Source organism: Sanguibacter sp. Leaf3 (genome assembly GCF_001425965.1).
Lineage (GTDB): Bacteria > Actinomycetota > Actinomycetes > Actinomycetales > Cellulomonadaceae > Sanguibacter > Sanguibacter inulinus.
The window spans coordinates 1,650,523-1,673,593 of record NZ_LMRH01000001.1; the positions used below are offsets into that span (position 1 = coordinate 1,650,523).

A 23,071-nucleotide genomic window follows, 5' to 3' on the forward strand; every position below is an offset into this window, starting at 1 on the left:
GACGAACGAAGGGCTGTCCTGACATGGGCACAACAGGCCAGTACAGGGTCTGCGTGATCGAGGACGACCCCGACGTCCTCCTCTTCCTCACCACGGTCCTCGAGAAGCGCGCCGGTGCGACGGTGCTCGCGATCGCCGACCCTCGCGACCTCCCTGCCAGGCTCGACGACTTCGACCCCGACCTCGTCCTGACCGACATCGAGCTGCCCGGGGTGAGCGGTCTCGAGCTGCTCGCCAGGTTCCGTGCCGAGTCCCCGGACGTCCCCGTCGTCGTCATGACGGCCCACGCCTCGGTCGACTACGCGGTGACAGCGCTGCGCAACGACGCCGACGAGTTCCTCACCAAGCCGATCTCGGCCGCGCACCTCGTCGAGGTCGTCACCCGCATCGTCGAGGCGAGCCGGGTCCGACGTGCCGCTCAGCGGCCCACCGTCGTGCTCGCGATCGGGGCCCACCCGGACGACGTCGAGATCGGGGTAGGAGGCATCCTCTCGGCGCACCGGGCAGCCGGCGACACCGTCGTGGTGCTGACGCTGTCCCGCGGGTCTCGTGGCGGCGAGGTCAGCGACCGCCAGGACGAGTCGCTCCTGGCAGCCGAGCGGCTCGGAGCCCGCCTCTTCCTCGAAGACCTCGAAGACACCCGGATCAGCGCAGCCGACCCGACGGTGGGGATCATCGAGAGGGTCGTCGCCGAGGTCAGACCGGACATCGTCTACACGCACAGCATCAACGACAGGCATCAAGACCACCGTGCCGTGCACTCGGCGGCCGTCGTCGCCACCCGAAGCGTGCGCACGGTCTGCTGCTTCCAGTCGCCGTCGGCGACCATCGACTTCAGACCGACCCGCTTCGTGCCGATCGACGGCTTCACCGACGCAAAGCTCGCGCTGCTCGCCAGCTACGGCTCCCAGGTCGACATCCGCGGCTACCTCGAGCCGGGCTTCGTCATCGCGACGGCGCGCTACTGGTCGAGGTTCGGCGGCGGCGACTACTGCGAGCCCCTCGAGGTCGTGCACGACACGGCCGACATCTCCCCGCTCTCCAGGACCGCTGCGACGCGGCTGTCCGACTCTCACGCAGGACGGACCGACACATGACCCGAGTACTCGTCACCGGAACCGGCGGGCCCGCAGGGGTCGCCGTCGTGCGCTCTCTGCTGCGCCGCAGCGACGTCGAGGTCTTCTCGGCCGACATGGACGGGTGGGCGAGCGGTCTGTACCTCGTCGACGCCGACCACCGCCGCATCGTGCCGCGCGGAGCGGCGGCGGACTTCGTCGACACCGTCCTGGGGATGTGCCGTGACGACGGCATCACCGTGCTGTTCCCGACAGTCGACGTCGAGCTCGAGGGCCTCGCCGCCCGCCGCACCGAGTTCGCGGCGCACGGGATCCAGATCGCTGCGCCGAGCTCCGAGACGCTCGCCAGCACTCTCGACAAGCACGCCTTGGCGATCGCCTGCGAGGGTGCCCTGCGCGTCCCGGCGACCGAGCTCCTCGACGCCGACGGCGTCGCAGCACCCTGGGACTTCCCGGTCATCGTCAAGCCCCGTCGTGGTGCTGGCTCCCGCGGGGTGCGCCTCGTCGACGACCGCGACGAGCTCGAGGACATCGGCACAGGCTCCGACCTCATCATCCAGGAGCACCTGCCCGGAGCCGAGTACTCGGTCGACGTGCTGGCCGCGCCCGACGGCCACGTGGTCGCCGCGGTCCCGCGCACCCGTGAGCGGGTGGACTCCGGTGTCTCGATCGCCGGGCGGACCGTCCGCGACCCCGAGCTCGTCGAGGCAGCCTCGGCCGCCGCACGCGCCGTCGGTCTCGTCGGCGTCGCCAACGTCCAGCTGCGTCGGGACAAGGACGGCGTGCCCGCCCTGCTCGAGATCAACCCTCGGTTCCCCGGGGCGATGCCGCTGACCATCGCGGCTGGCGTCGACATGCCCTCGCTGTACCTCGACCTGCTGCTCGGCAACCCTGTGCCCGAGCACGTCGACTTCGTCGAGCTCGCCAACGTGCGCTTCCTCGAGGACGTGTTCCTCCCCGTCGACGAGATCGTCTCCTCCGCCGTCACCGGGCGTGACGAGGCGTGGGCGGAGCAGTGACCGACGGCCCCGCAGCAGCACGCAGCCCCCTGCCCTCGACCACTGTCGACGGGCACGTCCACTCGACCTTCTCCGACGACGCCGTGAGCACGGTCCACGAGAACCTCGCGGCCGCGCTGACGGTCGGGCTCACCGAGGTGACCTTCGTCGACCACGTGAGGTCGTCGACCGGCTGGGTCCCCGAGATGGTCGCAGCCGTCCGCGCCCTCGACGTGCCTGACGGCCTCGTGGTCCGGTGCGGGGTCGAGACCAAGCTGCTCGACGTGACAGGCCGGCTCGACCTTCCCACCGACGCCGTCGTGGGCCGCGGGGCTCTCGACGTCGTGCTGGTCGGCGACCACCAGTTCCCCGGGACCGACGGCCCGTGGTCGCCCACCCAGACCCGAGAGCGGATCGCGGACGGCCTGAGCCCCGCCGACGCCGTCTCCCTGCTCGTCGAGGCGAGCATCGCCGCGATGACGGCCCAGCCAGGCATCCAGCTCGCGCACTGGTTCTCGATCCTGCCGAAGGTGGGGCTCGACGAGTCCGACCTCAGCGACGAGCACCTGCGCGCCTGGGCCGCCGCCGCGCGCGAGACGGGCAGCACGATCGAGGTCAACGAGAAGTGGGCCTGCCCGGGCCCGCGCGCGGTGCGTGCCGCCCTCGACGCCGGAGCCCGGCTGGTCGTCGCGACCGACAGCCACGACGCCCGCGACGTCGGACGGTACGTCCGTGTCCCGTCGATCCTCGAGGCCGCGGTCTCGGGCGAGACCCTGCCTGCCACCGAGCCGTCGGCTGTGCCGTCGCACCAGACCCCCGGGACGGCAGGCCCTCGTGCTTGACTCTTCGAGCGTGGCAGGGACGACCCTGACCTACGTGCTGCTCGTCCTCGTCGCCCTCGGCGCCCTGCCCATCATCGCGATGGGGTACCAGTTCGTGCTCATCCCCTTCCACGCCTTCCGCAACCACTACGCGAAGGCCGCGCCGTACCTGCCGCGCGTCGCGGTGGTCATCCCCGCCTGGAACGAGGGCGCTGTCGTGGGCACGTCGATCGACAACCTCATGGCCCTCGAGTACCCCGCCGACGCGCTCCGCGTCTACGTGGTCGACGACGCGAGCACCGACGACACCCCCGACGTCGTCCTGGCCAAGGCCAGGCAGTACCCCGGTCAGGTGTTCCACCTGCGCCGTGCGAAGGGCGGCGAGGGCAAGGCCCACACGCTCAACCATGGCATCGCGATCATCCTCGAGGACGACTGGATGGAGGCGTTGCTCATCATGGACGCCGACGTCGTCTACCTCCCGGACTCCCTGCGCAAGATGACCCGTCACCTCGCCGACGAGAAGGTCGGCGCCGTGACGGCGTACATCCGCGAGGGCAGCCTGAAGAAGAACTACCTCACCCGGTTCATCGCCCTCGAGTACGCGCTCTCGCAGGCTGCCTCCCGTCGCGCCCAGAACGTCATGGGGGCCGTGGCCTGCCTCGCGGGCGGCGCCCAGCTGCACTCGCGGGCGAACCTCGAGGAGCTCGGTGGTCGTATCGACACGAGCTCCCTCGCCGAGGACACCGTGACGACCTTCAAGACCCAGCTGGCCGGTCGCACGGTGGTCTTCGAGCCGCACGCCGTCGTGCTCGCCGAGGAGCCGCAGGCTGTCGCCGCGCTCTGGAAGCAGCGTCTGCGCTGGGGCAGGGGCAACGTCCACATCACCCGCATGTACCGCAAGCTCTGGTTCCGCAAGCAGGAGGGCAACCGCCTCGGCAGCCTCGACTTCGGTCTCGTCTGGTTCGGCGTGGCCTTCCAGCCCGTCGCCATGGTGCTGTCCTCGGTCGGGCTCGTCGGTCTGTACTTCCTCGAGAGCCCCGTGTCCGCGCAGGTGTTCCGCACCTTCTGGGCGCTGGCGGCGTGCACCTACATCTTCACGATGGTGGTGACCATCGCGCTCGACCCGGTGACAGGCCGCAAGACCCTGCGTGAGGCGATCTTCTTCCCAGGTCTGGTCTCGGTGGTCATCACCGTCGCGACCTTCTTCCCGGGACTCCTCGAAGACGACGTCCCGGCGCTCTTCGGTGTCGAGGTGAGCGAGGGGAGCCTGCGGGCCTGGACGCTGTTCGTCTACTCGTGGATCACGCTGTCGATGCTCGGGGCCTGGCTGATCAAGGTCGTCGACGGGACCCGGGCCGGGCGGTTCGTGTCGCCCGTCCTGGTCTACCTGGTGGGGTATGGTCCGATCTTGTGCGCGATCACCGTCGACTCGTACGTCAAGGAGCTCCGGCACGCCGACGCGTCGTGGGACAAGACCGAGAAGACAGGACGGATCCTCGCATGAACCGCTCGACCCGAGAAGAGCTCCAGCGAGAGATCGACCGGGACCGCCGCGCAGAGCGCATGATGGTCCCGTACGCCCTGCTCGCCGTCGCGGTGATCGCCGTGATCATGGTCGTCCGAGAGGTGTTCTTCGTATGAGTGCTCCAGCACGTGTGGTGATCGCCGACGACGACGCCGACATCCTCGGTCTGGTGTCCATCGCCGCTCGGCGCGCGGGCGTCGAGATCGTCGGGTCCTTCGACAACGGCGACGACGCCTGGCAGCGGATCGCGCAGGGTGACGTCGACCTGGCCGTCCTCGACATCTCGATGCCGGGGCTGACCGGGGTCGAGGTGGCCGAGCGCATCCGCGCCGACGCCTCCTTGTCCCAGGTCCGGATCATCATGGTCTCGGCCTCCGTGTACCTGCTCGAACGCCAGTCCGCGGTCCTGACCGGCGCCGACACCTTCGTGCGCAAGCCCTTCAGCCCGCGGACGCTGTCCGAGATCATCCGGTCCATGATCGGAGCACCAGGTGACGCTTGACCCGCTCTTCGGACGGGCCTCGGCTGGTCGATCAGGTCTGCTCCTCTACCAGCTCCCGACGTTGGCGGCGCTCGCGCTCGCACTGGTGACGCTCCCGCTCTCGGGAGCCCTCTCCGACACCACCATGGTGGTCTCCGGGGTCCTCGTGGTCGTGGCCATCTCCGTGGCGGCCGTGGTGCTGCCGTGGAAGACCTACGACGACCGTCTCGCCGTCCTCATCCCCATCGTCTCGCTCGTGGGCCTCGGCCTCGTGCGGTACGGGACAGGTGGGGTCGGCTCGCCGTACTCGGCGATGCTCTTCGTGCCCTTCGTGTGGATCGCGCTGGCGGCCGGGCGGGGCAGTGCGATCCTCGCGGCCCTCACCCTCGTCGCCACCTCTCAGGGGCCGGCCCTGCTGCTGACCGACTTCCAGCAGAGCGCCGACGTCGTCCGGGTGCTCTTCTCGCCCGTCGTCTACGGCCTGGTCGCCCTCGTCATCAACGAGGTCGCCCGCAGGTTGCGGCTCCAGCTCGACGACGCGCGGGCGACCGTGGCGCAACGGGACTCTCTGCTCGTCGACGCCGTGCGCGCCTCGCAGGAGGCCCGCACGAACGAGACCCGAGCCAACGCGGTCAGCCGCCAGCTCTCCGGGCTCTGGGACGCCGTCACCGAGCAGGCGATCATCGGGACCGACCTGACCGGCCGCATCGACTCGTGGAATCCCGGAGCCTGCAAGATGCTCGGGGTCGCGCAGCACGAGGCCCTCGAGGCCGGTCTGGTCATCACCGACGTGCACGTCGCAGACGAGCTCCGCGAGCAGGTCGCCACGGTCGGGGACGCGACGCCTCTCGAGGACGAGGCTGCCTTCGCGGTCCTCGTCCGCGACGTGGGGACGGGGTCAGCCGACGTGCGGGAGTGGACCTACGTCAGGCCCGACGGGTCTCAGCTGCCCGTCCAGGTCGCGGCGACGCAACGGATCGGGGACGACGACGACGTCGTCGGCTATCTCTTCGTGGCGACCGACATGACCAAGGCTCGTGAGTTCGAGCGTCTCAAGGACGAGTTCGTCGGCATGATCTCGCACGAGCTGCGCACCCCGCTCAGCTCGATCTTGGGGTACCTCGAGCTGCTGCGCGACGAAGAAGACGGTCCGCTCACCCCCGAGCAGACGCAGTACCTGGACGTCGCCGAGCGCAACGCGCAGCGGCTCCTGCGCCTGGTCGGAGACCTGCTGTTCACGGCTCAGGTCGAGGCTGGCCGGTTCCCGATCATCAACCAGAGCACCGAGCTCGAGGCTGTGCTGCGAGCCGCGGCCCAGACCTTCGAGCCTGTCGCCGCGGCTGCCTCGGTGCAGATGCGGGTGGTGATGGACGAGTCGGCGAGCACGGTGGTCCGCGGAGACGCGACCAGGCTCGGGCAGGCCGTCGACAACCTGCTCTCGAACGCCGTGAAGTTCTCCCCGGCGGGCGGTCTGGTGACGCTCTCGCTCGTCGTCCACGACCAGCGGGCGACCATCACCGTGCGCGACACGGGCATCGGCATCCCCGACACCGAGCTGGACCAGCTCTCGACGCGGTTCTTCCGAGCCTCGACGGCGACGTCGGCCTCGGTCCCTGGGATCGGTCTCGGGCTCGCGATCACCAAGGCGATCGTCGTCGCGCACCGCGGGCGGCTCGACGTGACGAGCGAGGTCGGCATCGGGACGGCGTTCACGGTCGACCTGCCCACGGTCGACGAGTAGGCACCCGGCCCGGCTCTCGGTGACGGGATGAAGGTCCCGACCGGAGGGCGACGAGTCCACCTAGGCTCGTGGTCTGAGTCACACCGTGCTTCGGGGTGCAGGTCGGGACGCCGCTCGTGGGCTTGCCTGGAGCCACGTCGGGCACCTCACCGAAGGAGCCTGGACGTGCCCGAGACGATGAAGGCAGCTGTGGTCCGTCAGCTGGGAGCACCGCTCGTCGTGGAGGAGGTGCCCATCCCGGTCCCCGGGCCCTTCGAGGCCCTCGTCCAGGTCGACTACAGCGGGGTGTGCCACACCGACCTGCACGCAGCCCGTGGCGACTGGCCTGTGAAGCCGGTACCGCCCTTCATCCCGGGTCACGAGGGTTCGGGCCGCGTGGTCGAGCTGGGGCCGTCGGCGGCGGGTGTCCGTGTCGGTGACCGCATCGGCAACGCCTGGCTGGCGACAGCCTGCGGCGTCTGCCGGGACTGCCTGGGGGGCTGGGAGTCGCTCTGCGCCAGCCAGCAGAACTCGGGCTACTCCGTCGACGGGTCCTTCGCGGAGTACATGATCGTCGACACGCGCTACGCGCCGCGCATCCCTGAGGGCGCGGACGCCGCAGGCATCACCGCGGTGCTCTGTGCCGGTGTCACCGTGTACAAGGGTCTCAAGGTCACCGGCGCGCGGCCGGGGGACTGGGTGGTGGTGTCGGGCATCGGCGGGCTCGGGCACATGGCGATCCAGTACGCGGCCGCCATGGGGTTCCGCGTGATCGCGGTGACCGGGACCGAGGCGAAGCGCCAGCGCGCTCTCGCGTACGGGGCCGAGCTGGTCGTCAACTACCGCGACGGCGACCCTGGGGAGGCTGTGCAGGACCTCGTCGGCGGTGCTCAGGCGGCTCTGGTCACGGCCGTGAGCGAGAGGACCTTCCCGCAGGCGCTGTCCATGCTGCGGCGCGGTGGCACGGTGTCGCTGGTCGGGCTCCCGCCGGGCGACTTCCCGCTGTCGATCTTCGACACCGTCCTGCGCGGTCTGACGGTCCGCGGCTCGATCGTCGGCACGCGGCTCGACATGCTCGAGGCCGTCGACTTCTTCAGCCGGGGCGTCGTCTCGACGACCTTCGAGCGTCAGCCGATGGACGCGATCAACGACATCTTCGCCAGGATGACGACGGGCGCGATCGACGGGCGCGTCGTGCTGGACATGAGTCTGTGACCTGGTCGCTCGGGTACGACGCAGAGACGCCCGGCCAGCAGATCCTGGCCGGGCGTCTCGGTGCTCGTCTCACGGTGCTCTTCTGACGGTGCTCCTCTGGCAGCCGCTCGAGCAGCGGCCAGACTGCCCTCTCAGGGGCCGGCGACAGCGTCCGGGGCCAGGCGAGCGGTTGGTTCAGGGACGAGCGGGTGGTCCAGCCGCACGTGGGTGGTTCAGCTGCGGACGCCGAGCGGGAGCACGTCCCGCTTCCACGTCTGGTTGAGGACCCCGGCGAAGGAGTTGTACCAGGCCGTCCCGGCGGTCAGCAGACCGAAGAAGCCGGCGACGTGCGTCACGCTCTCGGCCTGGGCGAAGGCGCCGACCGTGAGCAGCGCGAAGGTGATCGACAGGGGCACGAACACGCTCATGAGCCCGACCGAGATCTTCAGCGTCACGACGGTCATGTAGAGGGTAAAGATCGTCCAGGCGAGGAGGAACACTCCTGTGGCCTGGTGGGCCGTGTCTGCCGGGAGGCCCGGGACGACGAACTTCACGTAGGCCGCGAAGGACATCCAGAACGCTCCGTAGGAGGAGAACGCCAGGGCGCCGAAGGTGTTGTTCTTGACGAGCTCCCACATGCCGGCGAGCAGCTGGACGAGCCCGCCGTAGAAGAGCGCGAGAGGCAGGACGACAGGCTCGAGGCTCGAGTCGAGGAGCCCGGCGTTGAAGATCGAGAGCACGAAGGTGGTGAGCGCGAAGCCGGCGAGACCGAGCGGCCCCGGGTCGGCGATCAGACGCAGGGCAGGGGTGGGCGTCGAGGACGTCATGAAGATCTTCTCCAGGCCCGGTCGCGGAGACCGGGTGTGGTGGTGGCGCGGTCGGGACGGACCGGAGGGACGGCCTGTCCGAGACAGGGCGTCGCAAGTTTCCAGGTCAGGTGCCGCACGGACCTAGGACTAAGGTCACAGGATCGGTCCTCGGAGGGCTGTTCGTGACGGACGACGCACTCGGTGGGCCTGGCCGGTCGAACCCCGCCTGGACGAGATTCGTGCACGCATCCATCCCGCCCGCACCTGCCCGGTCGGGTGGGTGCGGGCGGGGCTGGTCGTCGCCGGGCTACTGCTGGGCGAGGACGAAGGGCAGGACCGCACCTGCGCCGGCCTGGCGCAGCAGACGGCCAGCCACGGCCAGCGTCCACCCGGAGGCGACACGGTCGTCGACGAGCAGGATCGACCGTCCTGCCAGGCCTGCGCTCGCTGCGGGTGTCAGGTCGAGGCCGAGGCGCTGCGCCACCCCGGCGAGGCGCATGGCGGAGTTCACGTCGTGGCGGGGTGGGGCTTCGTGGCCGCCGAGAGGTCCCACGAATCCGACGAAGGGCTTGTCCAGGTACTTCGCGAGCCCGCGGGCGAGGTGCTCGACGAGCACGGGTCGCGTCGTCGACCGCACGCAGACGACCCCGTCGACCCGGAGCCCGTCCCACGCGTCGAGGACCTGCGCCGCGGCGCGTCGGAGGTGGACGGGGACCTCGCCGTCCGGGGTCGTGGACGCGAAGAGCTCCCGGAGGGGCTGCGACCAGCCGAGCCCGTCGAGGCGCGCCACCGCCCGGCCAGGCTCGGTCTTCTCGGCGGGGGAGATCTTGCCCTTGAGGTCTATGCCGAGGGTCGCCATCCCTGTGGGCCACATGCTGCGGGGCTCGACGACGACCCCAGGGACGTCCATGGCCTTGCGGGCCTGTGCCACGTGCTCGGTCGTCGGTGCGGCGGGCAGCGTCGAGCCACCGCAGTTGTCGCAGCGACCGCACCGCTCGTCGGGGCGGAGGTCTGGGTCGTCGAGGGTGCGGCGCAGGAAGGCCATCCGGCAGCCGTCGGTCGACTCGTAGTCGAGCATGGTGCGCTGCTCGGCGAGGCGGGCCTGCTCGACGCGGGCGTAGCGGTCAGCCTCGTAGGTCCAGCCCTGGCCCGTGGACTCCCACCCACCCTTGACCCGCTTGACTGCTCCGTCGACGTCGAGGACCTTGAGCATCATCTCCAGACGCGACCGTGTGAGGTCGACCTGTGTCTCGAGGGCCTGCGCCGACTGGGTGCCCCCGTGGGACAGGGCGTCGAGCGTTGCACGGACCTGGTCTTCGCGGGGGAAGGCCAGCGAGCCGAAGTACTCCCAGATCCGCTGGTCTTCTTCACCGGGCAGGAGCACGACGAGCGCGCTGTCGACCCCACGGCCGGCTCGACCGACCTGCTGGTAGTAGGCGATCGGCGAGCTGGGGGCGCCGAGGTGCACGACGAAGCCGAGGTCGGGCTTGTCGAAGCCCATGCCCAGGGCTGAGGTCGCGACGAGGGCCTTGACGCGGTTGGCCTTGAGGTCCGCCTCGAGGGACTCCCGCTCGGTCGGGTCGGTGCGTCCCGTGTAGGCCGCGACGGGCAGGCCCGCAGCCTTGAGCTGTGCGGCGACCTGCTCGGCGACCGACACGGTGAGGCAGTAGACGATGCCGGAGCCCTCGGTCGAGCGCAGGGCCTCGAGGAGCCACGCGACACGGGTCGGCTGGTCGCCGAGGCGGAGCACGTTGAGGTGCAGGGACTCGCGGTCCAGACCGCCGCGGAGCACGAGGACCTCGCTGCGGCCCGCACCCTCTCCGGTGATCTCGAGCTGTTCGGCGACGTCCTGGGTCACGCGTGCGTTGGCCGTGGCCGTCGTGGCGAGCACGGGGATGCCCTCGGGGAGCTCGGCGAGCAGTGTCCGGATGCGGCGGTAGTCAGGTCGGAAGTCGTGACCCCAGTCGGAGACGCAGTGAGCCTCGTCGATGACCACGAGACCTGCGTCCGCAGCAAGGCGGGGGAGCACCTCGTCACGGAAGCCCGGGTTGTTGAGCCGCTCGGGCGAGCAGAGAAGGACGTCGATGTCTCCGTTGCTGATCTGCTCGTGGATCTGGTCCCACTCGGTGACGTTGGCCGAGTTGATGGTCGCCGCACGGACACCGGCGCGCCCGGCCGCGGCAATCTGGTCACGCATGAGTGCCAGCAGCGGCGAGATGATGATGGTCGGCCCTGAACCTCGTGCGCGGAGCAGGGACGTCGCGACGAAGTACACCGCGGACTTTCCCCACCCGGTGCGCTGCACCACGAGGGCTCGGCGCTGCTCGGCTACGAGAGCGTGGATCGCCGTCCACTGGTCGTCGCGCAGGACAGCGTCGTCGCGGCCCACGAGGCGGCGCAGCGCAGCCTCGGCCTCGGGGCGCAGGTCCTCGTCGGCCCCCGGGCGGACCCGGACTGCGGCGGGGCGGGCTGGTGCTGCCGGGGCCGCCACGCGCTCGCCACGCGCCCCCGACGTCCGGCGTCCGTCCACCGGGTCGACACGTCCGGCCGCGGCCGCGGCCATCTCTTCGCCCCAGGCGTCGTCGACAGGCTCGTCGAAGAAGGGGACGTCCTTGTAAGGGTCCTCGCCGTAGGGGTCGTGGTTCGTGCGTGCCGCGGGTGCAGCCTGCGTGGTGGCCGTCGCCTCGTCGGTGCCTAAGGTCCTGCGGTCGGCCATGGGGTGGTCTGTCGTCTCTCTCGCGTCGGTCGGGGTGTGCGGGCTGTGCTCTTCGGTCGAGCGCTGCTCTGCGGACCGGGTCTGTGCGAGCCCAGGCTCGGACGGCGAGCCGTGCACGGGTGCCGGCTCGGTGACGGGTGCGGTGACGGGCGCTGTGTCGGTCTCCGGTTCGGGGGCGGTGACCGTCTCGGGAGCAGGCTGCATCTCCTCGTCGTCCTCGTCCTCGTCGAACATCTCGTCGCCTTCGTCGTCCTCGAGGAGCGGCACTGCGTCCGGCTCCGCGGGCTGTCCGGTGAAGGTCTCGTCCTCGTCGGGCTCGGGGGCGAACCCCGGCGTCTGCCACGCCGGGGCCGGCTCTGCCGTCGTGGTCGGCTGTGCTGCCGGCGCGACGTCGTCCGGGGTGCCCGAGACCAGACGGCGGGCGTCCATCGAGGACGTGCCCCACGCCGGGCCGTCGTCGACGACGACACGGCGGCGGGGCGTCGACGGCAGCTTGGACCAGTCGGGCTCGACCCCCCAGCGCTTGGGGCCCTTGGGCTTGAAGGGCAGGGGAGACGACGCCGGGATGCCGCTCTCGGGCATCGAGACGAGGTCCGGGCTGTCGTCGGCCGGGGTGGTGTCGCCGTCGGAGGTCATGCAGCAAGCCTAAGGACTTCTGCGCGAGCGTGTGACAGCCGAGAGCGGCGCTGTGGACAGGTCGACCTCGCGTGGTCCTGTGGACGACCCGGTGCGTCGGAGACGGAAGAGGTGCCCCCTGTGGACACCGGCGTCTGAGTCCCGTGATCCTTCCTAGAATGGTCCTGTGACTCCACGAGCCGACACCCCGATCACGTTGCCTCTGCGCCCCGACCTCGCCGGCGAGGTGCCCTACGGCGCGCCCCAGATCGACGTCCCGCACCTGCTCAACGTCAACGAGAACCCCTACCCGCCCGGTCCGCAGGTCGTCGCGACGCTCGCGGAGTACGTGTCTGCTGCGGCGTCGACGCTCAACCGCTACCCGGACCGGGACTTCCCGGCGCTGCGGTCCGACCTCGCGGACTACCTGGCGCAGGAGTCCGGCGTGCGCGTCGCCCCCGAGCAGGTCTGGGCCGCGAACGGCTCGAACGAGGTCATGCTGCACCTCATGCAGGCCTTCGGCGGTCCAGGGCGCACCGCGCTGTCCTTCGCGCCCACCTATTCCATGTACCCCGAGTACGCGCGCGACACCCACACCCGCTGGGTCGCCGGACGTCGAGAAGAAGACTTCACGCTCGACCCCGAGGTCGCGGTCGCCACACTGCGCGAGCACACGCCCTCGATCGTGATCCTCACCAGCCCGAACAACCCGACGGGCACCGCGATGCCCTTCTCGACCATCGAGGCGGTCTGCGAGGCTGCGCTCGAGCTCGACGTGGACGGCTCGCCCGCCGTGGTCGTGGTCGACGAGGCGTACGCGGAGTTCCGCCGGGCCGGTGTGCCCTCGGCCCTCGAGCTGCTCGAGCGCTACCCCAACCTCGCCGTGAGCCGCACCATGTCCAAGGCCTTCGCCCTGGCAGGGGCACGGGTCGGATACCTGGCCGGCTCGACCGACCTCGTCGACGCCCTGCGCATCGTCCGGCTGCCCTACCACCTGTCAGCAGTGACGCAGGCCACGGCCCGCGCCGCCCTCGCGCACGCGCCAGCGCTGCTCGCCCAGGTAGATTCGCTCAGGACCGAGCGTGACGCCACGGTCGCGTGGTTGCGTGCTCAGACCCTCGACGGGCGGCCTCTCCAGGCCGCCGAGTCGGACTCGAACTTCGTGCTCTTCGGCACGTTCGACGACCGGCACGCCGTGTGGCAGGGTCTTCTCGACCGAGGCGTCCTCATCCGGGAGACCGGGCCCGAGGGCTGGCTCCGGGTGTCGATCGGCACACCGCAGGACATGATCGCGTTCAAGGACGCACTGGTGGAGGTGGCAGGGCTGTGAACGCTGCACAGGGGACGCGTCGTGGACGCGTCGAACGGACCACGAGCGAGTCGAGCGTCCTCGTCGAGATCGACCTCGACGGTACGGGCCGCACCGACATCTCGACGTCGGTGCCCTTCTACGACCACATGCTCACGGCGCTCGGCAAGCACTCGCTCATCGACCTCACGGTCAAGGCGACCGGTGACACCCACATCGACGCCCACCACACCGTCGAAGACACCGCGATCGCCTTCGGTGAGGCGCTCCGGATCGCCCTCGGTGACAAGTCCGGCATCGGCCGCTTCGGCGACGCCCTCGTGCCGCTCGACGAGGCGCTCGCCCAGGCTGTCGTCGACGTCTCCGGTCGCCCGTACCTCGTGCACACGGGGGAGCCTGCAGGGCAGGAGTACCACCTCATCGGCGGGCACTTCACGGGCTCGCTGACCCGTCACGTGCTCGAGTCGATCGCGCACCACGCCGGGATCTGCATCCACATGCGGGTCCTCGCCGGCCGCGACCCGCACCACATCGTCGAGGCGCAGTTCAAGGCACTCGCCCGAGCCCTGCGCGCAGCCGTCGAGCCGGACCCGCGCGTCGAGGGCATCCCGTCGACCAAGGGAGCACTGTGAGCAGCCCCGACCAGCGCGCCGTGAGCGTCGCCGCCATCCTCACGCAGGTCGCGACAGCCGACGCGCTCGCTGCGGCCTGCGCGATGGGCAAGCACGTCGTCGACGCCGTCCCGTCGCCCATCGGCGCCTACGCGGTCCTGCGCGACCCGTCGGGCGACCGTCCGGCAGAGCTCGCGCGCTCGGTCTCAGGTCTCGTCAAGACAGTCCCGCTCATCCTCTTCGAGGTCACCGACGGGCACATCGCCGCGAGCCAGTGGCAGGCCGGCGTCCGTGGAGAAGACCTCCCGGCAGCCCTCGTGCTCGACGGTGCACCCCACGAGTTCGAAGACGTCCTCCTCGGGGCGGTCGCGGCCGCAGACGTGGAGGGCGCGGTGTCCAGCAAGGGCATCTCGCGGTGGAAGGCTGCCCGCAGCCTCGCCGCGACGGGCCGAGCCCGCGGGAGGCGCTGAGATGGCTGGCAGACCTACGGTCGTCGTCCTCGACTACGGCTTCGGCAACGTCCGTTCGGCCGTCCGCGCCCTCGAGCGGGTCGGCGCAGCCGTCGAGCTCACCGCCGACCCGAAGGTCGCCTCGGTCGCCGACGGCCTCGTCGTCCCCGGGGTCGGTGCCTTCGCAGCTGTCATGGACGGCCTCGCCAAGGTCCGCGGAGGGCAGATCGTCGAGCGTCGTCTCTCTGGAGGGCGCCCGGTGCTGGGCATCTGCGTCGGGATGCAGATCATGTTCGACGCGGGCGACGAGCACGGTGAGCACACCGAGGGCCTCGCGCAGTGGCCCGGCGTCGTCGACAGGCTCGAGGCGCCCGTGGTCCCGCACATGGGGTGGGACACCGTCGAGCCCCCCGCAGGCTCGGTGCTCTTCGACGGTATCGAGGACGAACGCTTCTACTTCGTCCACTCCTACGCCGCCCGGAGCTTCGACCTCGGTGCAGGCGAGCCCGTCGACGCCCGCTTCAAGCCGCCGCAGGTCACCTGGTCCGACCACGGTGGCAGGTTCGTCGCCGCGGTCGAGAACGGACCGCTCTCGGCCACCCAGTTCCACCCCGAGAAGTCGGGCGACGCCGGGGCGCAGCTGCTGCGCAACTGGCTCGGCTCGCTCTGACCTGCTCGGCCGCCCGCAGACGTCGCTCGACGGTCTCTGCACCCGCGGGGCGGTCGCCGCGTCAACCTGGCGCCAACACCGTCTGTGCGGTGGTACCGCGCCCTGCACACCCCTGAAGCATCCACGACCACCGGTCCCGAGAGGATCTCAACCATGACTGACCGTCTCGTACTCCTGCCCGCCGTCGACGTCGCCGAGGGGCAGGCCGTCAGGCTCGTCCAGGGGGAGGCCGGGTCGGAGACGTCCTACGGCGACCCGCTGACGGCTGCGCTCGACTGGCAGTCCGGTGGCGCCGAGTGGGTGCACCTCGTCGACCTCGACGCGGCCTTCGGGCGCGGCTCGAACGCCGAGCTCCTCGCCGACGTCGTGGGGCGCCTCGACATCAAGGTCGAGCTCTCGGGAGGCATCCGCGACGACGCCTCGCTCGAGCGCGCACTCGCGACAGGCTGCTCCCGCGTCAACCTCGGGACGGCTGCGCTCGAGAACCCCGAGTGGACCGCCCGGGTGATCGCCGAGCACGGCGACGCGATCGCTGTCGGTCTCGACGTGCGCGGCACCACGCTCGCCGCGCGTGGCTGGACGCAGGAGGGCGGCGACCTCTGGGAGGTCCTGGCCCGCCTCGACGAGGCTGGCTGCGCACGCTACGTGGTGACCGACGTGACCAAGGACGGGACGCTGCGCGGACCGAACCTCGAGCTGCTGCGCGACGTCGCCGCCCGGACGTCGGCCCCCGTCGTCGCCTCCGGCGGCATCTCGAGCCTCGACGACCTGGTCGCGCTCCGCGAGCTCGTCGGCTCGGGCGTCGAGGGCACGATCGTCGGCAAGGCACTGTACGCGGGTGCGTTCACGCTGCCGCAGGCGCTCGACGTCGCAGGCCGTCCGTGACCACTCCCGTCCCCGGACCGGCCCACGACGGGGGCCGTGACGGGCACGCGCGCCACGAGCACGACGCCACGACTGCCCACGAGGGCCACGGTGCGACTGCCCACGAGGGCCACGGAGCGACCGAGCAGCACGGAGCATCCGAGGGCGCAGGGCGGGCGCTGCCCGGTGCCTCGCCCTTCGCCGGGGACGACGGCACAGCCGACCCCGAGCTCGCGAGGCTGCTCGTCGAGCACACTGAGGGACGGGCTCCGCTGACCGCAGTCGTGGCTCGCCTCGCCCAGGTCCGGGTGCTCATCCCGATCATGGCCGAGGTCGACGCCGAGGGCACCACGGCCGACGGTCTGAAGGTCGACAAAGAAGCCTCGGCAGGTGTCGTCGCGCTCCAGTCGCCCGACGGGCGTCGCGCGCTCCCCGTGTTCTCCTCGGTCGCGGCGATGGCCGCCTGGCACCCGCGTGCCCGCCCCGTGCCCGCCGACGCCGTCCGTGCCGCGCTCTCGGCTGTCAGCGAGGAGTGGGCTCTCCTCGTGGTCGACCCCGCAGGCCCGGCGAGCGCCCTCGTCCCACGCCCGGCCGTCTGGGCCGTCGCGCGGGGGCAGGTCTGGGAGCCCGCCGTCGTCGACGGGGTCGTCGACCCGCTCGTGGCGCAGGCGATCACGGGTGCCCTCGAAGGGATTCCCTCGGTCGTCCGGGTCCGGGCAGAGCCGGGCCGGTCCAAGGAGGTGGCTGTCGTCCTCGCGATCGACCCAGGCCTGACCCGTGCTCAGCTCGACGCCGTGCTCGCGCAGGTCAACGCCGCGCTCGGGGCCGACGAGACCGTCGGAGAGCGGGTCGACTCCCTCGAGCTGCGGATCGGTCGCGCCTCCTGAACCTGTGTGCGCAGCAGACCAGCAGCTCACGGGCCTGCAGCGTTCGAGGTCAGCAGGCCAGCGGTTCTTGGGCCTCGAAGCCGCTGTCGTCAGCGAGGAGGTCCTGCAGGGTGCTGACGGGTACCAGGTAGCTCAGGCCGTCGCTGCTCTTGGCGTAGACGATGCCGATCACCTTGCCCTCGGAGTCGAGGGCGGCCGACCCGGAGCTGCCCGGCTCGACGCTCGCGTCGGTCAGGAGCACCTGCCCGAGCGTGACGTTGAGCGGGTCGGAGGTGTACTCGATCACCGTGCCCTTGGTGACGGTGAGCGCGCCGCCGTTGGGGTAGCCGACCACTGTCACGGCGTCCCCAGGCTCGGGGTCTGTCGGCGCGAGGGCCGGGTAGGTCGCGAGGTCTTCGGCGGTCCTGATGACCGCGAGGTCGGCCAGCGCCGCGCTCTGCGACGCCGTGACGCTGACGTCTCGTCCGTCGTAGGTGCTCAGCTGGAGGTCCTGGTTGCCCTCCACCACGTGCTTGTTCGTGATGAGCACACGCTCGTCGATCGCGAACCCTGTCCCGCGGATCACGCCCTCGCACCCGACGTTGCGGACCCGGACCGCCATGCGCTGAGCGGCGTCGAACCCGTCGGGGGACAAGAAGCCTGTCTCGTCCGGGAGGCTGCCGGCGCCGCGCGTCGGGACGACAGACTCGGGCATGGGGCCGGGGAGCTCGGGCACGGTCCCGCAGCCGGCCACCAAGAAGCCGCAGAGGACCCCTGTCACGAGCGCACGGCGCGTCGCTGATCGGCGCGTCACGGCTGTGACAGGTCCTGCTGGAGCGCCGTGTAGCTGTCGACGGCGGTCGTGCAGATGCTGTTGGTGTCGTCGGTCGCCTGCTGCAGGATCTCCGGCGTCGTCGAGTCTGGCGCGGCGAGATAGCCGAGCAGGGTGCTCTGCGCTGTTACGCAGTCGCCCATCTTCGACGACACGTCGACGGCGGCCTCGGCCACGGCCTGGATGTCGGAGGCGATGATGCGCTGCGTCTCGCGGTCGTCGCCGACCTGTGCCTTCTCGTCGGCGAGCTCGGTGATGCGCTGCTGCGCCGTCGTCAGCTGGTCGCGAGTGCTCGTGAGGTCGCTGGTGATGCCCTCGAGGTCTGTCGTGAGGTCTGCGACCTGCTGGCCGAGGTCGCGCGACTGCGCCTCCCACTCACCGGAGCGTTCGCTCCACTGGTTCGACAGCACGGCGAGATATCCGCCACCGGCGAGCGCGGCGACGAGCGCGACCGAGAGCAGCACGATCGCGACGCGGCCTCGGCGGCGTCGGCGGTCTCTGCGGTCGAGGTGGTGGCCGTGCTCGTGCCCGGGATCCTTGCGCTCTGCGGTCTTGTCCTCGGGAGAGGTCGGATCACCGGCGTCCGCCCCACCACGGCTCGCGCCTGCGGTGCTCGCGAGGGGGGTCGGGGTGTCGTCCGTGGCGTCCGTGTCGTCATGGTCGGCGTCGCCGGTGCTGGTCGGTGCCGTGGGGGAGGGCCACCGGACGGCGGGCGGGAAGGACGGCGGGACGGCGCCGTCCTCGGGTCCGCCCGGGCTGCCGGTCAACTGACCGCCCCGGTGAAGCTCTCACCCGGTCCCTCGCCCGGGGCGTCCGGGTAGACGGAGGCCTCGCGGAAGGCGAGCTGGAGGCTGCGGAGCCCGTCGCGCAGCGATCTGGCGTGCTGGTTCCCGATGTCGGGGGCGGCTGTGGTGACGAGCGCGGCCAGGGCGTTGATGAGCTTGCGGGCCTCGTCGAGGTCGAGGTGGTCGGCGGCACCAGGCTCGGCGGCGAGCCCGCACTTCACGGCGGCAGCGCTCATGAGGTGGACGGCGGCGGTGGTGATCACCTCGACGGCGGCGACGTCGGCGATGTCTCTCGTGGCCTGAGGCGCGAGGTCGTCGACGGAGTGTGCTTCGTGGGTGTGCTCGTCGGTCATGTGACTAGTGTCCACGAGGTCGGGCCCGGCTGGCGACCTGCCTGGTCGCCACGAGACGCACCACGGGCCCAGGACCGTGAGGTCCTGGGCCCGTGGTCGAGCCGTCGGGGCCGGTGTCAGCGTGCTGCCACCGGGACGGCGTCAGGCGTGGTCGGCGCCGATGCCGATCGGCTCGGCCGACTCGTTGGCCGACTCGATCGAGCCGACCTTCTCACGGAGCGTGGCGCCGAGGGCGGCGTCGACGTTGGTCCAGTACCAGAAGAAGCGCTCACGGACGCGGTCGACAGTGATGCCAGAACCCTGCCCGACGAGGGTCTCGACGAAGCGAGCCTTCGCCGCGTCGTCGAAGACGTGGCGGTAGAGCGTCCCGGCCTGACCGAAGTCGTCGTCCTCGCTGTGCAGGGTGGCTGCGGAGCGGACGAGCTCGCCGTCGCTCTCCCACGACCCTGTCGCGGCGCGGGCGGGGTCGGCCACAGGGCCGCCGAAGGAGTTCGGCGCGTAGACCGGGTCGGACGCGGCCTTGAAGCCGTGGCGCTGCGACCCGTCCTGCGAGTAGTTGTGCACAGGAGCCTTCGGGGCGTTGACCGGGATCTGGTTGTAGTTCGTCCCGACCCTGTACCGCTGGGCGTCCGGGTAGGAGAACACGCGGGCCATGAGCATCTTGTCCGGGCTGATGTCGATGCCGGGGACAGTGTTCGCGGGGGAGAATGCCGCTTGCTCGATCTCCGCGAAGAAGTTCTCCGGGTTGCGGTTCAGCGTGTGGGTCCCGACCTTGATGAGCGGGTAGTCCGCGTGCGGCCAGACCTTCGTGAGGTCGAAGGGGTTGAAGCGGTACGTCTTGGCGTCCTCGTACGGCATGACCTGGACGTGGACGTCCCAGGACGGGTGGTTCCCGGCCTCGATGGCCTCGTAGAGGTCGCGGCGGTAGTAGTCGGCGTCGGCCCCGGCGATCTGCTCGGCCTCCGCGCTCTCCATCTCGATGTTCCCCTGGTTCGAGGTGAAGTGGTACTTGACCCAGAACCGCTCACCGGCGGCGTTGATCCACTGGTAGGTGTGCGAGCCGAAGCCGGGCATCTCGCGCCAGGAGCGGGGGAGGCCGCGGTCGCCCATGAGGTAGGTGACCTGGTGCGCAGACTCGGGGGAGAGGGTCCAGAAGTCCCACTGCATGTCGCCGTCGCGCAGGCCAGAGCCGGGGAGGCGCTTCTGCGAGTGGATGAAGTCCGGGAACTTGATGCCGTCGCGGATGAAGAACACCGGGGTGTTGTTGCCGACGATGTCGTAGTTGCCCTCGGAGGTGTAGAACTTCACCGAGAACCCGCGGACGTCGCGCCACGTGTCGGGGCTGCCCTGCTCGCCGGCCACGCTCGAGAAGCGCTGGAGCGTCTCGGTCACGGTGCCGGGCTGGAACACGGCAGCCGAGGTGTACGCCGACACGTCACCGGTGACCTCGAAGGTGCCGAAGGCGCCGCCGCCCTTGGCGTGGACGATGCGCTCCGGGATGCGCTCGCGGTTGAACTGCGCGAGCTTCTCGACGAGGTAGCGGTCGTGCAGGACGGCTGCGCCGTCGGGCCCTGCGGTGAGCGAGTGCTCGTCGCTGGCGATCGGGGTTCCGGTCTGGGAGGTGGTGAAGCGGTCTGTCATGGGGGCTTCCTTCTCTTCGGGGTGCGGCGAGTCGTGCGTCAGGAGGTGTGGGGGACCGGCTGGGGATCGTCGACCAGCGGGTCAGACGGGGTCAGGCGGGAGACGCGGGGCTGCGCAGGCAGTCTCCGCAGGTGCCCCAGAACACGACCTCTGCCTCGTCGATGACGAAGCCGTGGTCGTTCGAGGGCACCAGGCACGGCGCGTGGCCGACCGAGCAGTCGACGTCCGCCACGCTGCCGCAGCTGCGGCAGACCACGTGGTGGTGGTTGTCACCAACCCGCCGCTCGTAGCGCGCGGGGTGGCCTGCCGGCTCGATCCTGTGGAGCAGACCGGCTGAGGTGAGCGCCGCGAGGACGTCGTACACGGCCTGCGTGGAGGCTGTGCCGAGGGTCGCGCGGACCCGGGCCAAGATCGCGTCGGTGGTCGAGTGAGGTGCCTGCGCGACGGCGTCGAGCACCGCGAGACGTGTCGCCGTGACACGCAGACCGTGGCTGCGCAGCAGCTGGTCACCCTCGGTCGTGAGCTCGGAGATCGTCATGGGTTCCATGAAAGCAGGTTTTCTGGAATGATTCCAGTACTGGATCGTCTCCAGGTTCGCTCGGTGCAGATCGGCTCTGCGTGACCCTGCGCAGAGGTTTCCCGCGGTGGTTCCATGACGGGCGACCTGGTGGTAGTGTTGGCCGCTGACCGACCGGACGAGTGTCGAACGGTCTCAGAGTCTCGCTCAGAGCACTCAGAGATCCGCACGACGGGCGCCCGGTGCACAAGTGGAGCCACTCCCACCTGAGTCTCGACAGACCGGATCGTGCCCAGCACGATCGCAGCGACAGATTCCGGGTTCTGGTCCGAACGGCGAGCAGCACCTCGGTGCAGCACGCCGTAGCGTCGCCCGACCGTCTCTCGACGGACCGTGCGACCCGGACGTCCAGGCCTCCACCCTGTGCTCAGGGATGGGGGCCTTTCCCGTTCCTGACGAGCTTCCGACAAGTTTCAAGGAGCATCACATCAGCGAGCCTCGCATCAACGACCGGATCCGCGTCCCCGAGGTCCGACTCGTCGGCCCAGGTGGAGAGCAGGTCGGGGTCGTACGCATTGAGGTCGCCCTGAGCCTTGCACAGGACGCTGACCTGGACCTCGTCGAGGTCGCCCCCGACGCACGCCCGCCGGTGTGCAAGCTCATGGACTACGGCAAGTTCAAGTACGAGTCGGACATGAAGGCTCGTGAGGCTCGCCGGAACCAGGCCAACACGGTTCTCAAGGAGATCCGTTTCCGCCTGAAGATCGACCCGCACGACTACGGCACCAAGAAGGGCCACGTCGAGCGCTTCCTCTCTGCGGGCGACAAGGTCAAGGTCATGATCATGTTCCGCGGTCGTGAGCAGTCTCGCCCTGAGATGGGTGTCCGTCTGCTCCAGCGCCTGGCAGAAGACGTCCAGGAGCTCGGCTTCATCGAGAGCATGCCCAAGCAGGATGGTCGCAACATGATCATGGTGCTCGGGCCGACCAAGAAGAAGGCCGAGGCCAAGAACGAGCAGCGTCGGCGCGCCGAGGAAGAGTCGCCTCGTGCGGCCCGTCCTGCCCGCGTCGAGGAGCCTGCCGACCCGTCGGCCTCCGAAGACTTCGAGGCGCAGGTCGCAGCAGCCACCGAGGCTGTCGCCGCCGCACCGAAGGCTGCTCCGGTCCAGGCCCCGGCTCCTGCACAGGCTCCCGCCGCCGCAGCACCGGCTCCGGCCAAGGCTGCTCCGGCTGCGAAGCCTGCAGCGGAGTCCAAGCCTGCCGCAGCCCCGAAGCCCGCCGCGGCCGCCAAGCCTGCTGCAGCCCCCAAGCCTGCAGCCACCCCGAAGCCTGTGGCCAAGCCCGCCACGCCGAAGCCGCCTGCGGCTCGGCCGGCAGCACCCAGGCCGAGCGCCAAGCCTGCTCCTCAGAAGAGCGAGTGACGCTGCACGACCACCTGGCCTGGTCCCGGACGCTGTCCAGGACCTGACCGAGGCGGAGCCCACCGGCTCTGACCAGACCGACGTCGAGTGTTGAACCTGACACCTGACCAGACCCGAGGAGAAACGGCAGCCATGCCGAAGAACAAGACGCACTCCGGCGCGAAGAAGCGGTTCCGCATCACCGGTAGTGGAAAGGTCATGCGCGAGCAGGCCAACAAGCGCCACCTGCTCGAGCACAAGTCGAGCCGACGCAAGCGCCGCCTGTCTGGCGACCTGGTCGTCAGCGCCGCCGACGTCAAGAAGATCAAGAAGCTGCTCGGCAAGTGACCTCCGGCGGGCCCAGGCTCGCTGACAGACCTCATTTCCAGCACCCAACTGCAAGGAGCATCACGTGGCACGCGTGAAGCGGGCGGTCAACGCCCACAAGAAGCGTCGGACAATTCTCGAGCGCGCCAGCGGTTACCGCGGCCAGCGCTCACGTCTCTACAGGAAGGCGAAGGAGCAGGTCACCCACTCCCTCACCTACTCCTACCGCGACCGCAAGAAGCGCAAGGGCGACTTCCGTCGTCTCTGGATCCAGCGCATCAACGCTGCGGCCCGCGCCGAGGGCATGACGTACAACCGTTTCATCCAGGGCCTCAAGGCTGCTGAGATCCTCGTGGACCGTCGCGTCCTCGCTGAGCTCGCCGTCTCCGACGTCGCCGCGTTCAACGCGCTCGTCAAGCTCGCCAAGGCCGCTCTGCCGGCCGACGTCAACGCGCCCAAGGTCGCGGCCTGACGCCTGTCGTGATTGGCG

At 70.3% G+C, this 23,071-nt stretch carries 24 protein-coding genes; 17 read left to right on the plus strand and 7 right to left on the minus strand.

The window, feature by feature from the left end:
- Positions 1-23 precede the first annotated feature (23 nt).
- The 8 genes from ASG53_RS07140 to ASG53_RS07170 all read left to right on the plus strand — a co-directional run bounded on the left by ASG53_RS07140 (position 24) and on the right by ASG53_RS07170 (position 7,839).
- Positions 24-1,097 (plus strand): response regulator, encoded by a 1,074-nt coding sequence (locus tag ASG53_RS07140; protein WP_056130246.1) that lies wholly within the window; start codon positions 24-26, stop codon positions 1,095-1,097.
- On the plus strand, positions 1,094-2,095 hold the full coding sequence (locus ASG53_RS07145) for an ATP-grasp domain-containing protein (protein WP_056130248.1): 1,002 nt from the start codon (positions 1,094-1,096) through the stop codon (positions 2,093-2,095). The genes ASG53_RS07140 and ASG53_RS07145 overlap by 4 nt, the downstream gene beginning before the upstream one ends.
- Positions 2,092-2,916: a PHP domain-containing protein gene (locus tag ASG53_RS07150; RefSeq protein ID WP_200945474.1), complete on the plus strand. Its 825-nt coding sequence runs from the start codon at positions 2,092-2,094 to the stop codon at positions 2,914-2,916. Before ASG53_RS07145 ends, ASG53_RS07150 begins: the two co-directional genes overlap by 4 nt.
- Positions 2,917-2,926: 10 nt before the next feature.
- Positions 2,927-4,402 carry a glycosyltransferase family 2 protein gene (locus ASG53_RS07155; RefSeq protein WP_056130251.1) on the plus strand — a complete coding sequence of 492 codons (1,476 nt, stop codon included), beginning with the start codon at positions 2,927-2,929 and terminating at the stop codon, positions 4,400-4,402.
- Positions 4,399-4,539 carry a hypothetical protein gene (locus ASG53_RS20095; protein ID WP_179913232.1) on the plus strand — a complete coding sequence of 47 codons (141 nt, stop codon included), beginning with the start codon at positions 4,399-4,401 and terminating at the stop codon, positions 4,537-4,539. The genes ASG53_RS07155 and ASG53_RS20095 overlap by 4 nt, the downstream gene beginning before the upstream one ends.
- The gene (locus tag ASG53_RS07160; RefSeq protein ID WP_056130254.1) at positions 4,536-4,925 is read left to right on the plus strand and encodes a response regulator; all 390 of its coding nucleotides are present in this window, start codon (positions 4,536-4,538) and stop codon (positions 4,923-4,925) included. Before ASG53_RS20095 ends, ASG53_RS07160 begins: the two co-directional genes overlap by 4 nt.
- Positions 4,915-6,645 (plus strand): sensor histidine kinase, encoded by a 1,731-nt coding sequence (locus tag ASG53_RS07165; protein WP_056130256.1) that lies wholly within the window; start codon positions 4,915-4,917, stop codon positions 6,643-6,645. The genes ASG53_RS07160 and ASG53_RS07165 overlap by 11 nt, the downstream gene beginning before the upstream one ends.
- A 177-nt stretch (positions 6,646-6,822) precedes the next feature.
- On the plus strand, positions 6,823-7,839 hold the full coding sequence (locus tag ASG53_RS07170) for a zinc-dependent alcohol dehydrogenase (RefSeq protein ID WP_200945475.1): 1,017 nt from the start codon (positions 6,823-6,825) through the stop codon (positions 7,837-7,839).
- A 212-nt stretch (positions 7,840-8,051) separates the two neighbouring features.
- Here ASG53_RS07170 and ASG53_RS07175 read toward each other — a convergent pair whose 3' ends face one another.
- Both ASG53_RS07175 and ASG53_RS07180 read right to left on the minus strand, forming a co-directional pair.
- Entirely contained in the window at positions 8,052-8,645 is a 594-nt protein-coding gene (locus ASG53_RS07175; protein ID WP_056130263.1) for an acetate uptake transporter, read from the minus strand.
- A gap of 289 nt (positions 8,646-8,934) precedes the next feature.
- On the minus strand, positions 8,935-11,190 hold the full coding sequence (locus ASG53_RS07180; RefSeq protein WP_082543899.1) for a RecQ family ATP-dependent DNA helicase: 2,256 nt from the start codon (positions 11,188-11,190) through the stop codon (positions 8,935-8,937).
- Between the two features lie 955 nt (positions 11,191-12,145).
- Here ASG53_RS07180 and ASG53_RS07185 point away from each other — a divergent pair.
- The 6 genes from ASG53_RS07185 (at position 12,146) to ASG53_RS07210 (ending at position 16,748) form a co-directional block, all read left to right on the plus strand.
- The gene (locus ASG53_RS07185) at positions 12,146-13,288 is read left to right on the plus strand and encodes a histidinol-phosphate transaminase (protein WP_056130267.1); all 1,143 of its coding nucleotides are present in this window, start codon (positions 12,146-12,148) and stop codon (positions 13,286-13,288) included.
- On the plus strand, positions 13,285-13,899 hold the full coding sequence (hisB, locus tag ASG53_RS07190) for an imidazoleglycerol-phosphate dehydratase HisB (protein ID WP_056130270.1): 615 nt from the start codon (positions 13,285-13,287) through the stop codon (positions 13,897-13,899). The genes ASG53_RS07185 and hisB overlap by 4 nt, the downstream gene beginning before the upstream one ends.
- Entirely contained in the window at positions 13,896-14,348 is a 453-nt protein-coding gene (locus tag ASG53_RS07195) for a hypothetical protein (protein WP_056130273.1), read from the plus strand. The genes hisB and ASG53_RS07195 overlap by 4 nt, the downstream gene beginning before the upstream one ends.
- Position 14,349: 1 nt before the next feature.
- Positions 14,350-14,997 carry an imidazole glycerol phosphate synthase subunit HisH gene (hisH, locus tag ASG53_RS07200; protein WP_056130276.1) on the plus strand — a complete coding sequence of 216 codons (648 nt, stop codon included), beginning with the start codon at positions 14,350-14,352 and terminating at the stop codon, positions 14,995-14,997.
- 153 nt (positions 14,998-15,150) lie between these two features.
- A complete protein-coding gene (gene priA / locus ASG53_RS07205; protein WP_056130278.1) occupies positions 15,151-15,882 on the plus strand; it encodes a bifunctional 1-(5-phosphoribosyl)-5-((5-phosphoribosylamino)methylideneamino)imidazole-4-carboxamide isomerase/phosphoribosylanthranilate isomerase PriA in 732 nt (243 codons plus the stop codon).
- Entirely contained in the window at positions 15,879-16,748 is an 870-nt protein-coding gene (locus ASG53_RS07210) for an SseB family protein (protein WP_442983369.1), read from the plus strand. Before priA ends, ASG53_RS07210 begins: the two co-directional genes overlap by 4 nt.
- A 49-nt stretch (positions 16,749-16,797) precedes the next feature.
- On the opposite strand, the gene ASG53_RS07215 is transcribed toward ASG53_RS07210, so the two are convergent.
- From ASG53_RS07215 to ASG53_RS07235, 5 genes are all read right to left on the minus strand, one after another.
- Positions 16,798-17,541 (minus strand): S1C family serine protease, encoded by a 744-nt coding sequence (locus tag ASG53_RS07215; protein ID WP_056130281.1) that lies wholly within the window; start codon positions 17,539-17,541, stop codon positions 16,798-16,800.
- Complete coding sequence (locus ASG53_RS07220) at positions 17,538-18,326, minus strand: hypothetical protein (RefSeq protein ID WP_056130283.1); 789 nt, start codon at positions 18,324-18,326, stop codon at positions 17,538-17,540. Before ASG53_RS07220 ends, ASG53_RS07215 begins: the two co-directional genes overlap by 4 nt.
- The gene (locus ASG53_RS07225) at positions 18,323-18,697 is read right to left on the minus strand and encodes a DUF1844 domain-containing protein (protein ID WP_056130286.1); all 375 of its coding nucleotides are present in this window, start codon (positions 18,695-18,697) and stop codon (positions 18,323-18,325) included. Before ASG53_RS07225 ends, ASG53_RS07220 begins: the two co-directional genes overlap by 4 nt.
- Positions 18,698-18,838: 141 nt before the next feature.
- On the minus strand, positions 18,839-20,338 hold the full coding sequence (locus ASG53_RS07230; RefSeq protein ID WP_056130289.1) for a catalase: 1,500 nt from the start codon (positions 20,336-20,338) through the stop codon (positions 18,839-18,841).
- 91 nt (positions 20,339-20,429) lie between these two features.
- Positions 20,430-20,876, minus strand: coding sequence for a Fur family transcriptional regulator (locus ASG53_RS07235; protein ID WP_056130927.1), 447 nt, complete (start codon positions 20,874-20,876; stop codon positions 20,430-20,432).
- A gap of 412 nt (positions 20,877-21,288) precedes the next feature.
- Here ASG53_RS07235 and infC point away from each other — a divergent pair, with 412 nt between their 5' ends.
- From infC to rplT, 3 genes are all read left to right on the plus strand, one after another.
- Positions 21,289-22,275 (plus strand): translation initiation factor IF-3, encoded by a 987-nt coding sequence (infC, locus tag ASG53_RS07240; RefSeq protein WP_056130293.1) that lies wholly within the window; start codon positions 21,289-21,291, stop codon positions 22,273-22,275.
- A 132-nt stretch (positions 22,276-22,407) separates the two neighbouring features.
- Entirely contained in the window at positions 22,408-22,602 is a 195-nt protein-coding gene (rpmI, locus tag ASG53_RS07245; protein ID WP_012867226.1) for a 50S ribosomal protein L35, read from the plus strand.
- A 64-nt stretch (positions 22,603-22,666) separates the two neighbouring features.
- Positions 22,667-23,053 carry a 50S ribosomal protein L20 gene (gene rplT, locus ASG53_RS07250; RefSeq protein WP_056130297.1) on the plus strand — a complete coding sequence of 129 codons (387 nt, stop codon included), beginning with the start codon at positions 22,667-22,669 and terminating at the stop codon, positions 23,051-23,053.
- The last annotated feature ends 18 nt before the right edge of the window (positions 23,054-23,071 follow it).

Coding starts and splice junctions, on each gene's coding strand:
- ASG53_RS07140 (WP_056130246.1), top strand. CDS start 24: ATGGGCACAACAGGCCAGTACAGGGTCTGCGTGATCGAGGACGACCCC.
- ASG53_RS07145 (WP_056130248.1), top strand. CDS start 1,094: ATGACCCGAGTACTCGTCACCGGAACCGGCGGGCCCGCAGGGGTCGCC.
- ASG53_RS20095 (WP_179913232.1), top strand. CDS start 4,399: ATGAACCGCTCGACCCGAGAAGAGCTCCAGCGAGAGATCGACCGGGAC.
- ASG53_RS07160 (WP_056130254.1), top strand. CDS start 4,536: ATGAGTGCTCCAGCACGTGTGGTGATCGCCGACGACGACGCCGACATC.
- ASG53_RS07170 (WP_200945475.1), top strand. CDS start 6,823: ATGAAGGCAGCTGTGGTCCGTCAGCTGGGAGCACCGCTCGTCGTGGAG.
- ASG53_RS07175 (WP_056130263.1), bottom strand. CDS start 8,645: ATGACGTCCTCGACGCCCACCCCTGCCCTGCGTCTGATCGCCGACCCG.
- ASG53_RS07180 (WP_082543899.1), bottom strand. CDS start 11,190: ATGGCCGCGGCCGCGGCCGGACGTGTCGACCCGGTGGACGGACGCCGG.
- hisH (WP_056130276.1), top strand. CDS start 14,350: ATGGCTGGCAGACCTACGGTCGTCGTCCTCGACTACGGCTTCGGCAAC.
- priA (WP_056130278.1), top strand. CDS start 15,151: ATGACTGACCGTCTCGTACTCCTGCCCGCCGTCGACGTCGCCGAGGGG.
- ASG53_RS07225 (WP_056130286.1), bottom strand. CDS start 18,697: ATGACCGACGAGCACACCCACGAAGCACACTCCGTCGACGACCTCGCG.
- ASG53_RS07230 (WP_056130289.1), bottom strand. CDS start 20,338: ATGACAGACCGCTTCACCACCTCCCAGACCGGAACCCCGATCGCCAGC.
- ASG53_RS07235 (WP_056130927.1), bottom strand. CDS start 20,876: ATGACGATCTCCGAGCTCACGACCGAGGGTGACCAGCTGCTGCGCAGC.
- infC (WP_056130293.1), top strand. CDS start 21,289: ATGGGGGCCTTTCCCGTTCCTGACGAGCTTCCGACAAGTTTCAAGGAG.
- rpmI (WP_012867226.1), top strand. CDS start 22,408: ATGCCGAAGAACAAGACGCACTCCGGCGCGAAGAAGCGGTTCCGCATC.